We start from the raw sequence: 12,870 nt of genomic DNA on the forward strand, positions 1-12,870 counted from the left end.
TCCATGGGGCCTCGTCGGGGAAAGAACGCATCGGCGCCGGCGGCGCAATGCGGCGACTGATGTAATAATTGTAGGACGCCCTGCGTGTCGAGGGCAAGCGATTCGACCAAGGAGTGAATGACCGATGCCTGCCAAGTCCGCTTCGACCCGGGCCGCCACCGCCGTAATCGGGCCCGACGCCCTCGCCTATCTGCGTGCCCTCGCCCGCCACAACAACCGGGAGTGGTTCACCGCCAACCGGCCCCGCTACGAGCAGAGCCTCCGCAAGCCGATGGCGGCGCTGGTGGAGGAGTTGGACGTCCGCCTGGCCTCCATCGCACCCGAGATTGTCGGCGATCCCCGCCGCTCGTTGTTCCGGATCCACCGCGACGTGCGCTTTTCGAGGGACAAGTCGCCCTACAAGACCAACGCCGGGTGCTGGTTCTACCATCAGGACGCCGGGCGCGGGGTCGGCCAGGATGCCGAGGGGGGTGCCGGGTACTACCTGCACCTGGAACCTGCCGGCTGCTTCGTGGCCGGAGGCATCTGGATGCCGGCGTCCGGATCGCTCGCCAAGCTGCGAGCGGCTCTCGCGGACAATCCGGCGGGTTTCGCCAAGATCGTCCGTGCACCCGCCTTCCGGCGCCGATATGGCCGGCTGAGCGAGGAGGGGATGCTGAAGCGGCTCCCCCGCGGCTACGCGCCGGGCCATCCCGCGGAGGAGTGGCTCCGCTACAAGTCGTTCATCGTGTCGCGCCCGCTCTCGCCGGCGATGGTGACGAGTCCGCGCCTGGTGTCCATGCTGGCGGCGGATTTTCGCGCGCTGCGTCCGTTTGTCCGGTGGTTGAACACCGCGCTGGGGCTGCGATCGAAGGTACGCCGGTATTGATCTGCTCTGTCATTGCGAGGCCGCGGAGCGGCCGACGCAATCTCGTGCCGGACCGAGCTTGCTTCGTCGGCCCCTGCGGGGCCTCCTCGCAATGACAGAACTCGCTATTCAATCCGCTTGCTGAATCGCCGCACACTGAGCACGAGGAACAGCGTCGCGAGGACAACGAGGACGAGTGTCGGACCCCACAACTCCACGATGCCGACGTTCTTGAGAATGATGCCCCGAAGCACCTTGAGAAAATGCGTGAGCGGCAGCACGAGGCCTATCCACTGCGCCACCAGCGGCATCGCCTCACGGGGGAACATGAACCCCGACAACAGGATGTTCGGCAGGAGGAAGAAGAAGCCGAGCTGCATCGCCTGCGCCTGCGTCCGGACCACGGTCGAAATGAACAACCCCATCCCCAGGCTGGCCACGATGAACGCGAAGGTGAGCGCGTAGAGGAGCAGCAGGCTCCCGCGGATCGGGACGTTGAACAGCACCCGTCCGAGAATCAGGATCACCGTCATCTGCACATACCCGACCAGGATGAAGGGAACGATCTTCCCGATCATGAGGCTGGTCTTGTCGATGGGCGTGACAATCAACTGCTCGAGCGTGCCGCGCTCGCGCTCGCGCACGATGGACATCGAGGTGATCAGGATCATCGTGACGGACAGCAGGACGCCGATGATGCCGGGCACGATGTACACCGCGCTGCGGAGCCCCGGGTTGTACCAGGGGCGCACACGGATCTCGATGGGCGGCCCACGCCCGGTGGTGCGCGACAGGATCGCGAGGGCGCGGGCCGACCCGGCTTGTGCCGCGCCGCCCATCGCCGCGCTGGACGCCAGCGGGTCGGCGGCGTCCACGATGACCTGTGCCTGGGCGGTGCGACCGCGGCGGAGATCGGTCAGGTAGGTCGGCGGGATGACGAGGCCGGCCATCGCGCGCCCGGCACGGATCTCCTCGTCCAGCGCCTTCCGGTCGGGGACGTACCCCACGATGTCGAAGTTGCCGGTGTTCCGAAGCTGGTCCACCAGCGCGAGACTCTCCGAACTGCGCGATTCGTCGAGCACGACGGTCGGAAGGTGCCGCACCTCGGTCTGGATGGCATAGCCGAACATGGCAAGCTGAATGGCGGGAATGCCCAGCATCATCCCGAGCGTGAGGCGGTCCCGGCGCATCTGGATGAATTCCTTCCAGAGCATGGGCCAGACGGTGGACGCGGCCAGGCGCTCGCGGAGGCTCATACCGATACCCCCTCGTCACGCCGCTGCAGTTCGATGAAGACGTCCTCAATGCTCGGCTGATCGAACTGCTGCCGCACCTCTTCCGCCGTTCCCACCGCGATCAGGTGCCCCCGGGAGAGGAACGCCAGCCGGTGGCAGCGCTCCGCCTCGTCCATGTAGTGGGTCGTCACCAGGATGGTGATGCCCCGCTTCGCGAAGTCGTAAATCAACTCCCAGAACTGCCGGCGCGCCGCCGGATCGACGCCTGCCGTCGGCTCGTCGAGAAAGAGCACCTGGGGTCGGTGGGCCGTGGCGCAGGCGAGTGCGAGCCGCTGCTTCCACCCGCCGCTCAGCGTCCCGGCCATCTGGTGGAGCCGGTCACCAAGGCCGAGCTCGGCCACCAGTTCCTCCAGACGCCGGGCGCGCACGTCGCCGCGCAGCCCATAGACCGACGCGTAGAAGCGCATGTTCTCTTCCACCGTCAGGTCGTCATAGAGCCCGAACCGCTGGGACATGTACCCGATCCGGCGTCGGACCTGTTCCGGTGCCACCGTCACATCGACCCCATCCACCGTGGCACGACCACTGGTCGGTGCCATGAGCCCGGTGAGCATGCGAATGGTGGTGGTCTTGCCCGAGCCGTTCGGGCCCAGGAGCCCGAAGACTTCGCCACGACGCACCGTGAGGTCGAGTCCCTCCACAGCGGCGACGTCTCCGAACACCTTGCGGAGCGCCTCCGTGTGAATGGCGGCAGTGTCGCTCATGGGGTGGTGCCCGGGGAGATCGGAATCGTGACGGTGATGGGAAGGCCCGCCTTGAGCAATCCGGTCGAGTCGGGCGCGAAGTAGATCTTGAGGCCAAAGACGAGGTCGGCGCGCTCCTGTTCGGTGAGCGCCACCCGCGGGGTGAACTCCGCACTGGTGTTGATATAGTCGATGATGCCGTGAAAGGTGGCCCCATCCACGCCATCGAGCGCCCCCTCGACCTCCTGCCCGGCATGCACGTACGGCAGCATTCGCTCGCCCACGTACACTCGCGCCCACGGCCGCTGCGCCCGCGAAATCGTGACGGCGGCCTGCCCGGCGCCGACGACTTCGCCCGGCTGCACATGCCGCCCGGACACCACGCCCGGCACCGTGGAAATCAGGACGAGTTCCGCCACCGACGCCTGCACGGCGGCCACGGCTCCCCGCGCGCTCGCGACCTCCGCACGCGCCGCCTGAATCTGTTCAGTGCGTGCTCCCTCTTCCAGGAGACGGAGGGTTGCCGCGGCCGCATCCCGCGTGGCGGCGGCGGTGGTGGCGGCCGCCTGGGCATTGTCGAGCTGTTGCTGACTGATGTTCGAGGCCTCAATCAGCTTCTTGGCCCGCCGCAGCTCGACCGCGGTGCGTTCCGCCTCGGCCTCGGCGGCCTCCACCTGCGCCCGTGCGCGCTGCAACTCGGCGGGGCGGGTCCCGCGTTCGAGTTCGAGCAGCTGCGCCTGGGCCGACTGCAGCCGGGCTTCCCGGATGGCAAGGTCGGGGGCGAGTGTGGCCTGCGTCAGCGTGGCAAGGGTGTCTCCGGGGAAGACAGAGTCCCCCTCCTCCACGTACACCCGGACCACGCGCGACGGGGCGATCGGGCCGATGTCCACCTCGTCCACCTGCAGCGTGCCGGTGGCGACGACATCACGCGGCTCCGCTCCAGAACAGGCGGCCAGCACGACGGCGGTGGTGATAGCAAAGTGGCGTGCACGTTTCATCATGAGGGCCTCGTGGGACGGAGCGCCGAGATGGCGAAGTCGGCGGCATGCGCGGGAAAGGCATCTGCCCATTCAGATGGCGGGCCGGCAGTGCCGGCACCGACCAGGATGCCGATGGCCGGCCGCGCCACCTGGAACCAGGCGACCTGGCTGATGACGGAAATGGCGGCACGGCGCGGGTCCAGATCAGGACGAAACTGCCCGGTGGCCTGGCCCTGTTCGATGATGCCGCAGAGCCGGCGGAAGAGGGTGGCAGCCAGGCGGGTCAACTGGCCCGCGGCATGTTCCGCTCCATGATCGAGGAGCTCGCGGACGAAGAGGTGGGGGCGATTGGGATGGCGGCCAAAATAGGACGATTGCAGGGCAATGAAGGCCCGGACCGCCTGTTCCGGGTCGGGGTCACCAGTGAGCCGGTCCTGCCCCTCATCGATCAACCCGCCGAAGGCCCGCTCGAGCACGGCGTGATACAGGCCCTGCTTGTCGGGGAAGTAGTAGTACAGGAGGGCGGTATTGACCCCCGCCTCGCCGGCGATGGCCTTGATGGTGGTCGACCGAAACCCCTGGCGGGCAAAGAGCTGCTCGGCGGCGTCGAGGATCCCGGTGCGGGAGTCGTGAGGTGCGTCCATAGTGGACTAATTAATCGTTTAGTTAACGAAATGTCAATAGGACACGTACCCCCATGTGCTCACACGAGTTGCGCAACCACTTCGGGCCGGATCTCGTGCCCGCCCTCGAACTCCACCACCTCGACGCTCACACCGGCCGCCCGGAACGAGGCCGCTTGTGCCTCCACCGCCGGCGCCGGGGCCCATTCCTCTTTTGCCCCAACCACATAGGTGAGGCGCATCGGGATCAGGGAGGCGGCGGAGATCTCCTCCGGCACCAGCCCACCCCAGCAGATGAGCCGCACCGGGGCTGGGGTGGTGGCCACCGCCCACCGCGACGCCGTCGCCACGCCCTGCGAAAATCCGAGTACCGTGAGCGGGACTGGAGGGACTCGCAGCGCGCGCACCTGCTCCAGGTAGGCGAGGTAGTCCTCGATCTCCTGTGCCCTGTCCTCCCTGGTCATCCAGGAGGCTCCAACCTTGCCCGCCCCAGCCTCGAGGTAGAATCGCGAGAGTCCCTCCGGTGCCACGAGCAACCGGGAAGGAGTGGCGAGCGACGCGAACCCGCGCAGGAACCGCGACGCCAGCTGGCCATACCCGTGGAGCACCATCCACGCCTCGGATGCCGCCTCGCCGCCTTGTGAGAAACAGCGCGCGGAGCGCGTCACGGAGAGTCGATGTTCCCTCGGACTGAAGTCGCTCATTCGGTTCCGATCTCCTTCACCCGGCGTTCGAGCGCCAGCCGCTCGAGCTTCTCGACGGGGAGCGCCAGGAAGAGGTCGATCCGGCGGCTCAGGGTGACGAAGGTATCGCGGAAGGCCGCCCGTTTCACATCGTCGCTCCCCTCCACCTCGGCGGGGTCCGGCATGCCCCAGTGGGCCAGCACCGGCTGCCCGGGGAAGTAGGGACAGCTCTCCTTGGCTCGGTCGCACACGGTAATCACGAAGTCCCAGTGCTCCCGCTCGAGGCCGTCCATTCCGCGTGGTGTCCTTCCCTGCCAGTCAATCCCCGCCTCGCCGAGCACCTCCACCGCGAATGGATTGACCCGTTCGGCGGGACGGGAGCCGGCGCTGGCCGCCTCGACCCGGCCTCGACCTTTGGCGGCGAAGAGCGCCTCGGCAATCTGGCTGCGGGCGGAATTACCGGTGCAGAGAATCAGGATGCGCATCGGCGGCGGCGTGGTTGGCATGGCAGGACTCAGCGCGCGGGAGAGGAGGCAGAAGCTGCAGGGAAGAACCGACGGGCCCACAACGCCACGTACACCAGCCCGATCAGCGCCGGCACCTCGATGAGCGGACCGACCACCGCGGCCAGTGCCTCGCCTGAGGCGATGCCGAACGTCCCGATGGCCACCGCGATGGCCAGCTCGAAGTTGTTGCCGGCGGCGGTGAAGGAGACGGCCGCCGCATCTTCGTACCGGAACCGGAGCCGCCAGGTGAGAAGCAGCGAGGTGCCAAACATCACGAGAAAGTAGAGCAGCAGGGGGAGCGCAATCCGGAACACGTCCCAGGGGCGGTCGAGAATCCGGTCGCCCTGCATCGCGAACATCAGGACGATCGTGTAGAGCAGGCCGAGCAGTGCCGTCGGGCCGATGCGGGGGAGAAAGGACCCTTCGTACCACTCCACACCGCGCCGGCGCACCAGGGTGCGACGGGTCCAGTAGCCGGCCAGGAGGGGGACCCCGAGGAAGATCAGCACCGAGCGCGCGATGTCGAGCATCGAGACATCGAGGCTTGCGGTGCTGCCGCCCAGCCAGCCGGGGATGACAGTCAGGAAGAGATAACCGAGGAACGAGTAGGTGAGCACCTGGAAGATGGAGTTGAGGGCGACCAACACGGCCGCCAGCTCCCCCGACCCGCCCGCGAGGGTGTTCCAGATGAGCACCATCGCGATGCACCGCGCGAGCCCGACGATCACCAGGCCGTTGCGATAGGCCGGGAGGTCGGGCAGCAGCCACCAGGCAAGGGCAAACATCACCACAGGGCCGATGACCCAGTTGAGCACGAGGGATGTGCCGATCAGCCTGCGGTCGGCCACGTGCGAGCCGAGGCTTTCGTAGCGGACCTTGGCGAGCACAGGATACATCATCCACAGCAGCCCGAGCCCGATCGGCACGGAGACGCCGGCCACCTGCACCCGGTCAAGGAGTGCCCCGAGCCCCGGGAAGAGCCTGCCAAGCAGAAGGCCCGCTCCCATCGCTGCGAAAATCCAGAGGGGCAGATAGCGGTCGAGGGTGGAGAGGCGCTTCAGGACGCCGGCGCCGTGGACGACGCTGGCGTCCGTCGGAGATGCGGTCACTCGCAACATCCGGGAGCGCAGCAGGGCGCGCCAGCCACGTCGGGGACCTGGCTTGGCTTGGTGGCCCTGATGAACGCCGCCATGAACTTGCCATCGATGTCGGCCGCAATCGCGTCGGGATCGAGTCCCGCCTCCGAAAGAAACTGCCTCGCGTCCGCGAGTTTGTAGACGCGGGTGGGCTCCACCGTCGTGTCCTCGAACCCCGCCGCGCGCAGCCAGGCCTCGAACTCCCGCTCCTCGAGCGCGCCGGCGACGCAGCCGACCCAGAGCTCCATGCTCCGGCGGACTTCCTGCGGCACGTCGCCCCGGACCACCACGTCGGAGACGGCAAACCGCCCTCCCGGCTTCAACACCCGGAACGCCTCGCCGAACACCTTTCGCTTGTCGGCGGCGAGGTTGATGACACAGTTCGAGATGATGACATCCACCGAGGCGTCCGGCAGCGGAATATGCTCGATGTCACCCTTGAGGAACTCGACGTTGGTCACACCGGCGGCCCGCTGGTTGCGGCGCGCCAGCGCGAGCATTTCATCGGTCATGTCCAGGCCGTAGGCCTTGCCGGTCGGTCCAACCCGTTGCGCGGAGAGCAGCACATCGATGCCGCCGCCGGAGCCGAGATCCAGCACGACCTGCCCTGGCTCAAGCGCGGCCAGCGCCGTGGGGTTGCCGCAGCCGAGCGATGCCAGCACCGCCTCGGCAGGGATGCCGGCGACCTGCGCCGCCTCGTACAGGTCGCTTGTGATCGGATCTGTGGTGCCGCAGCCGTCGCTCCCGCCGCAGCAGGAACTGCCCTGGCCTTCGGCCGCCCGCAGCGCGGCGGCACCGTACTTCTCCTTCACGATCTGCTTGATGCTCTCCGACATCTCTGCTTCCCCTTCAATTGAGTGTCCGTCTGCCCTGCAGCCCCGCCTCTAACAGCAGGTGATGCTCCGCCAGGCGCCGGGACGCGCCTCGCGGACCAGGTGCAGCGCGTCCGCCATTTCCTCGAGCGCTTCCGGCCGCAGCCTGTAGTAGACCCAGCGCCCCTCTTTCCGATCGATGACGAGCCCGGCGTCCTTCAGCGTCTTCAGATGAAAGGAGAGGCGACTTTGCGCGGCGCTGACCGCGGCCATCAGGTCGCAAACGCAGTGCTCACCGTCGGCGAGAAGTTCCACGAGTTGCAGCCGGGTGGGATCGGACAGCGCCTGGAAGAGACGGGCAACCCGGACTCGGGTGGCGGAGGCAGCGGCAGGCTGAAGCTTGACCGGTGTTGGCATGGCTCAAACGTATCAATAATTGTTGATATGTCAAGAGACAGTGGGACGGAGGGGGAGCGGGATTGCTGATCCACCGTCACTCCGGGCGCAAGCCGGGATGACGATCGTCCCCGCGACCCCGCGGGTTACGACTTGGGGAGCGACTTGGCGCACTCCGTCCGCCGCTTGCTGTCCGACAGCAGGATGATTTTCCAGCCCTCGTCGGTGCGGCCAAACTGGATGCTGTCGACGCCGCAGTGGGAAAAGCGGTCGCCGGCGTAGAACTCGTAGTAGACCCACATCGAGGCCAGGTTCCCGTCCACCCGGACCTCCGGCGGCCCCAGTCGCTCGTCGAGGAGGAGCGTATCCGGGGCGCTGACGATTCCCTGGAACCAGTCGTCGGGGCCGTCCGCGCTGATCGTGTTTGCCCCCCGACTGACGTAGGCGCTCCGCATGGGCGTCGGCTCGTGAAAAAGCGTGCGCATCATGGCGGTGTCGCGGGTGCGCATGCCGTCGAAGAGGCGGGTCACGACCTGGACGATGGCGGCGGAATCGGCAGCGTACGACGGCTGGGCCGGGGGGGCAGCGGGGGCGGTTTCCTGGGCCCTGACTGCGGTGGGCAACAGCAGGAGGAAGGAAAGGGCGAACGCTCGCGACATGCGGGGCTCCGACTGGTTGAGGAATCCAGTCCCTACGAGCCCTGTACGGTTGGGGATTCGGACGGCCCCAACGCGACGCGGGCGGCCCCGAAGGACCGCCCGCCGCCCTGCCCTGCTGCCTCCCTGCCCAGCCTACTGAATCGCGTTCATCATGTCGAAGATCGGGAGGTACATGGCGACGACCATGCCGCCGACCACCACACCGAGCACCACGATCATCACCGGCTCCATGAGGCTCAGGAGGGTGCCGACCGCGACGTCGACTTCTTCGTCGTAGAAGTCGGCAATCTTGGAGAGCATCTCGTCGAGACCGCCGGTCTGCTCACCGACCGCGATCATCGAGATGACCATCGGCGGGAACACCTTGGAGCGCTCGAGCGGGGCGGCAATCGTCTCACCGCCGGCGATCGACGCCCGGGACTCCATCACCGCGTCGTGGATGACGCGGTTGCCCGACGTCTTGGCGGTGATCTCGAGCCCGTCGAGGATCGACACGCCGGAACTGATCAGCGTACCGAGCGTCCGGGTAAACCGGGAGACCGCCGATTTCCGGATGACGTCGCCCAGCACCGGCGAGTTGATCATCAGCTTGTCGATGTTCCTGTGCCCGTCCGGCGTCTTGTAGTACGACCGGACCAGGAAGACCGCGGCGCCGATCGTGGCGGCGATGGCCCACCAGTAGCCGATCAGGAACTCCGACATCCCGATGACGATACGGGTCGGCAACGGGAGTTCCATGTTGACCGACGCGAACATGCTCTGGAACACCGGGATGACGAAGATGAGCAGCACCGTGATGGCGATGGCCGCGACGCTCATGATGACGGCCGGGTAGACCATGGCGCTCTTCACCTTGCGGATCAGGGCGTCGTTCTTTTCGAGGAAGGTGGCCAACCGAAGCAGAATGGTGTCGAGAATACCACCGGCCTCGCCCGCGGCCACCATGTTCACGAAGAGGCCGGAGAAGGCCTTGGGATGCCGGCTGAACGCGTCAGCCAGGGTGTTGCCGGCCTCGACGTCGAAGACCACCTGCTTGGTGACCTCCTTCAGCGACTTGTTTTCGGTCTGGGACGCCAGGATCGACAGCGACTGCACCAGCGGCAGGCCTGAATTGATCATCGTGGCGAACTGCCGGGTGAAGATAACGACGTCGCGGGTCTTGATCGGGGCCTTGCCGAAACTCAACGACATCTGCTTCGGCGCCTCCCGGATGTTCACCAGGATCAGGCGGTTCTTCCGGATGTGGCCCACCACCTCGTCGCGGGTCTGGGCCTGCATCTGGCCCTTCATGATCTGCCCGTTGGTGGCGTTCTTGGCCGTGTATTCGAAGAGCGGCATGTGTCAGTCTCCCCTGTGTGTTAGCGGCGCAGCGCGGGCTTGCCGCCCTTCGAGTCCATCGATCCCACCGAGGCCATTTCCTGCTCCTCGAGCGGCTTTTCGCCAATCATGCGCAGAAACTCGTTCGGGTCGCCCGAGACGCGCAGGCACTCGTCGCGCTCCACCTCGCGCGACATGTAGAGCTGGTACAGCGCGTCGTTCATCGTCTGCATCCCGTGCTTCTTGCCCGATTGCAGGGCGCTCTGGATCTGGTGGACCTTGTCGTCGCGGATCAGCGCCCGGATGGCCGGCGTGGCCACCATGATCTCGCACGCCATGGCCCGGCCCCGCCCCTTCGCCTTGGGGAGCAGCACCTGGGTGACGACGCCCTCGAGCACGAAGGCGAGCTGCGCCCGCACCTGCTGCTGCTGGTTGGACGGAAAGACGTCGATGATCCGGTTGATCGACTCCGCCGCCGAGTTGGTGTGGAGCGTGGCGAGGGCCAGGTGGCCCGTCTCCGCGATCGTGAGCGCCGCACCGATGGTGTCGAGGTCCCGCATTTCGCCAACGAGGATGACGTCCGGGTCCTCGCGCAGGGCGTACTTGAGCGCCGTGGAGAACGACTTGGTGTCGGTACCCACCTCGCGCTGGTTGACGATGCACGACTGGTGGCGGTGGATGAACTCGATCGGGTCTTCCACCGTGATGATGTGCCCCTTCCGCTCCTTGTTGATCTTGTCGATCATGGCGGCGAGCGTGGTGCTCTTGCCAGAGCCGGTCGGGCCGGTCACCAGGACGAGCCCCCGGGGCTTTTCCGCCAGCTTGCCCAGGATCGGCGGGAGGCCGAGGTCGCTGAACGTCTTGAGGCTGAACGGAATCATCCGGATGACCATCCCGACGCAGCCGCGCTGCTTGAAGCAGTTGCCACGGAACCGGGCCAGGTTCTGGATGCCGAAGGAAAAGTCGAGCTCGTCTTCCGTCTCGAACCGCTTCTTCTGGTTCTCCGTCAGGACGGAGTAGGCCAGCTGCAGCGTGTCCTTGGGCGACATCACGTAGGTGGTGGTGCTGTTGGTGATGTCGCCGTCGATCCGGAGCTTGGGACACTCGCCGGCGGTGATGTGCAGGTCGGACGCCTCCCGCTCGATCACTTCTTCCAGCAGCGCACGCAGGTTCACACTCATGCCGCCGTCTCCTTCACCACTTCTTCGAGAGTTGTGACCCCGCGCTCGATCTTCTTGAGCCCGTCCATCCGCAGGGTAAGCATGCCTTCCTTGACCGCCATGGCCTGGATGTCCGCCACCGACGCGCTGCGCAGGATCATGCGGCGCAGTTCGGGGGAGAGGGCCATGACCTCGTACAGCCCCGCCCGGCCCTTGTAGCCGGTCCCGGAGCAGGTGTCGCACCCCTTCCCCTTCATGAACTGCATCTTCTTCCCTTCCTCGGGGGTCAGCCCGAGGCTCTTGATCTCTTCCGGCTTGTAGGTGGCCGGGGCCGCGCAGTCCTTGCACACCCGCCGGACCAGCCGCTGGGCCACCACGAGGTTGACGGCGCTCGCCACGTTGAAGGGCTCGATGCCCATGTCGATCATACGCGTAATGGTGCTCGGCGCATCGTTGGTGTGCAGCGTCGAGAGCACCAGGTGGCCGGTGAGCGCCGCCTTGATGGCGATGCTGCCCGTTTCCAGGTCCCGGATTTCGCCGATCATGATGATGTTGGGGTCCTGCCGCAGGAACGCCTTCAGCGCCGCGGCGAAGGTGAGCCCGATCTCGTTCCGGACCAGCACCTGGTTGATCCCCATCAGGTTGTATTCGACCGGGTCCTCGGCCGTCATGATGTTCGATTCGATCGTATTGATGCGCGAGAGCGCCGAGTACAGCGTGGTCGTCTTGCCCGAGCCCGTCGGCCCCGTCACGAGCACCATGCCGTAGGGGTTGAGGATGGCGGCCATCAGGTCGTCCTCCGCCTTCTTCTCGAACCCGAACTTGGAGAGGTCGAGCGTCAGGTTGCCCTTGTCGAGAATACGGAGCACGATCTTCTCGCCAAAGAGCACCGGCAGCACCGACACACGGAAGTCGATGACCCGGTTGCCCATCTTCAGCTTGAGGCGGCCGTCCTGGGGCACCCGCCGCTCGGCGATGTTGAGCTGCGAAAGAATCTTGATGCGCGAGGTGAGGGCCGCCTTCATCTTGAGCGGCGGCTTCATGACCTCGAGCAGCGCGCCGTCGATCCGGTAGCGGACCCGCATCTCGAATTCAAACGGCTCGATATGAATGTCGCTGGCGCCGCGGCGGACCGCGTCGGTCAGCAATCCGTTGATCAGCTTGACGACCGGCGCGTCGTCGATCTGCGCCTGCGTGGCCGCCTCGTCCTCCATGTCCTCGACGATCTCGACATCCTCGGCCTGCCCCTCCATGTCCTTCAGGATGTCCTGGAGTTGCTGATCGCTGCCCTGGTAATGCCGGTCGATGATGCCGCGGAGCGTCTGCTCCCCCGCCAGCACCGGGAACACGTCGTAGCGGGTGATGAACTTCAGGTCGTCGACGACCCCCATGTTCGTCGGGTCCGCCATGGCCACCGTGAGCGTCCGGCCTTCGCGCTTGAGCGGGAGGACGACGTTCTTGGTGGCCAGGTCGGCCGGGATCAGCTTGAGGACCTTGGGATCGACCTCGAAACGCGACAGATCCACCGCCGGCATCCGGTGCAGCCGGGCGAGGATCTTGGTGATCTCCAACTCGGGAACAAACCCCAGCTTGACGAGGACGTAGCCGAGCCGATGGCCGCTGGAGCGTTGCTCCGCCACGGCCTGATCGTGCTTGGCAGGCGTCAGCAGCCCCTCCTGGAGGAGCGCCTCGGCGAGCGGCTCACGTGCGGCGCGCATCGTAGTCGTCATGCTGGTGCAGCCCCTCGGCGGCGGAGGTCAACAAAGAGGACAA

Annotated in this window: 14 protein-coding genes; 1 reads left to right on the forward strand and 13 read right to left on the reverse strand. The window is 66.4% G+C overall.

Translation table 11 applies throughout. The features are described from left to right. Window positions 1-124: 124 nt before the first annotated feature. A complete protein-coding gene (locus R2910_01310) occupies window positions 125-868 on the forward strand; it encodes a DUF2461 domain-containing protein (GenBank protein MEZ4411607.1) in 744 nt (247 codons plus the stop codon). A 104-nt stretch (window positions 869-972) separates the two neighbouring features. Here the strand turns inward: R2910_01310 and R2910_01315 are convergent, their stop codons facing one another. The 13 genes from R2910_01315 to pilB form a co-directional block, all read right to left on the reverse strand. Further along, the gene (locus tag R2910_01315) at window positions 973-2,103 is read right to left on the reverse strand and encodes an ABC transporter permease (GenBank protein ID MEZ4411608.1); all 1,131 of its coding nucleotides are present in this window, start codon (window positions 2,101-2,103) and stop codon (window positions 973-975) included. Next, window positions 2,100-2,846 (reverse strand): ABC transporter ATP-binding protein, encoded by a 747-nt coding sequence (locus R2910_01320; protein MEZ4411609.1) that lies wholly within the window; start codon window positions 2,844-2,846, stop codon window positions 2,100-2,102. Before R2910_01320 ends, R2910_01315 begins: the two co-directional genes overlap by 4 nt. Next, window positions 2,843-3,826, reverse strand: coding sequence for an efflux RND transporter periplasmic adaptor subunit (locus tag R2910_01325; GenBank protein ID MEZ4411610.1), 984 nt, complete (start codon window positions 3,824-3,826; stop codon window positions 2,843-2,845). Before R2910_01325 ends, R2910_01320 begins: the two co-directional genes overlap by 4 nt. Further along, window positions 3,823-4,449, reverse strand: coding sequence for a TetR/AcrR family transcriptional regulator (locus R2910_01330; protein ID MEZ4411611.1), 627 nt, complete (start codon window positions 4,447-4,449; stop codon window positions 3,823-3,825). The genes R2910_01325 and R2910_01330 overlap by 4 nt, the downstream gene beginning before the upstream one ends. Window positions 4,450-4,508: 59 nt before the next feature. Beyond that, the gene (locus R2910_01335) at window positions 4,509-5,132 is read right to left on the reverse strand and encodes a hypothetical protein (protein ID MEZ4411612.1); all 624 of its coding nucleotides are present in this window, start codon (window positions 5,130-5,132) and stop codon (window positions 4,509-4,511) included. Then, complete coding sequence (locus tag R2910_01340) at window positions 5,129-5,617, reverse strand: arsenate reductase ArsC (protein ID MEZ4411613.1); 489 nt, start codon at window positions 5,615-5,617, stop codon at window positions 5,129-5,131. The genes R2910_01335 and R2910_01340 overlap by 4 nt, the downstream gene beginning before the upstream one ends. An 8-nt stretch (window positions 5,618-5,625) precedes the next feature. After that, the gene (gene arsB / locus R2910_01345; GenBank protein MEZ4411614.1) at window positions 5,626-6,726 is read right to left on the reverse strand and encodes an ACR3 family arsenite efflux transporter; all 1,101 of its coding nucleotides are present in this window, start codon (window positions 6,724-6,726) and stop codon (window positions 5,626-5,628) included. After that, a complete protein-coding gene (locus R2910_01350; protein ID MEZ4411615.1) occupies window positions 6,723-7,589 on the reverse strand; it encodes an arsenite methyltransferase in 867 nt (288 codons plus the stop codon). Before R2910_01350 ends, arsB begins: the two co-directional genes overlap by 4 nt. Window positions 7,590-7,637: 48 nt before the next feature. Next, complete coding sequence (locus R2910_01355) at window positions 7,638-7,982, reverse strand: metalloregulator ArsR/SmtB family transcription factor (GenBank protein ID MEZ4411616.1); 345 nt, start codon at window positions 7,980-7,982, stop codon at window positions 7,638-7,640. A 125-nt stretch (window positions 7,983-8,107) separates the two neighbouring features. Further along, window positions 8,108-8,620 (reverse strand): nuclear transport factor 2 family protein, encoded by a 513-nt coding sequence (locus R2910_01360; GenBank protein MEZ4411617.1) that lies wholly within the window; start codon window positions 8,618-8,620, stop codon window positions 8,108-8,110. A gap of 132 nt (window positions 8,621-8,752) precedes the next feature. Then, window positions 8,753-9,958, reverse strand: a complete 1,206-nt coding sequence (locus R2910_01365; GenBank protein ID MEZ4411618.1) for a type II secretion system F family protein — start codon at window positions 9,956-9,958, stop codon at window positions 8,753-8,755. Window positions 9,959-9,978: 20 nt separating this feature from the next. Further along, entirely contained in the window at window positions 9,979-11,118 is a 1,140-nt protein-coding gene (locus R2910_01370) for a type IV pilus twitching motility protein PilT (protein MEZ4411619.1), read from the reverse strand. After that, entirely contained in the window at window positions 11,115-12,827 is a 1,713-nt protein-coding gene (gene pilB, locus R2910_01375; protein MEZ4411620.1) for a type IV-A pilus assembly ATPase PilB, read from the reverse strand. Before pilB ends, R2910_01370 begins: the two co-directional genes overlap by 4 nt. Window positions 12,828-12,870 lie beyond the last annotated feature (43 nt).

The organism is Gemmatimonadales bacterium (assembly GCA_041390145.1).
Classification (GTDB): domain Bacteria; phylum Gemmatimonadota; class Gemmatimonadetes; order Gemmatimonadales; family GWC2-71-9; genus SPDF01.

What these genes read in the sequence shown, in the direction of transcription:
- R2910_01310 (MEZ4411607.1), top strand. Translation starts at nt 125, where the DNA reads ATGCCTGCCAAGTCCGCTTCGACCCGGGCCGCCACCGCCGTAATCGGG.
- R2910_01315 (MEZ4411608.1), bottom strand. Translation starts at nt 2,103, where the DNA reads ATGAGCCTCCGCGAGCGCCTGGCCGCGTCCACCGTCTGGCCCATGCTC.
- R2910_01320 (MEZ4411609.1), bottom strand. Translation starts at nt 2,846, where the DNA reads ATGAGCGACACTGCCGCCATTCACACGGAGGCGCTCCGCAAGGTGTTC.
- R2910_01325 (MEZ4411610.1), bottom strand. Translation starts at nt 3,826, where the DNA reads ATGATGAAACGTGCACGCCACTTTGCTATCACCACCGCCGTCGTGCTG.
- R2910_01330 (MEZ4411611.1), bottom strand. Translation starts at nt 4,449, where the DNA reads ATGGACGCACCTCACGACTCCCGCACCGGGATCCTCGACGCCGCCGAG.
- R2910_01335 (MEZ4411612.1), bottom strand. Translation starts at nt 5,132, where the DNA reads ATGAGCGACTTCAGTCCGAGGGAACATCGACTCTCCGTGACGCGCTCC.
- R2910_01340 (MEZ4411613.1), bottom strand. Translation starts at nt 5,617, where the DNA reads ATGCCAACCACGCCGCCGCCGATGCGCATCCTGATTCTCTGCACCGGT.
- R2910_01350 (MEZ4411615.1), bottom strand. Translation starts at nt 7,589, where the DNA reads ATGTCGGAGAGCATCAAGCAGATCGTGAAGGAGAAGTACGGTGCCGCC.
- R2910_01355 (MEZ4411616.1), bottom strand. Translation starts at nt 7,982, where the DNA reads ATGCCAACACCGGTCAAGCTTCAGCCTGCCGCTGCCTCCGCCACCCGA.
- R2910_01360 (MEZ4411617.1), bottom strand. Translation starts at nt 8,620, where the DNA reads ATGTCGCGAGCGTTCGCCCTTTCCTTCCTCCTGCTGTTGCCCACCGCA.
- R2910_01365 (MEZ4411618.1), bottom strand. Translation starts at nt 9,958, where the DNA reads ATGCCGCTCTTCGAATACACGGCCAAGAACGCCACCAACGGGCAGATC.
- R2910_01370 (MEZ4411619.1), bottom strand. Translation starts at nt 11,118, where the DNA reads ATGAGTGTGAACCTGCGTGCGCTGCTGGAAGAAGTGATCGAGCGGGAG.
- pilB (MEZ4411620.1), bottom strand. Translation starts at nt 12,827, where the DNA reads ATGACGACTACGATGCGCGCCGCACGTGAGCCGCTCGCCGAGGCGCTC.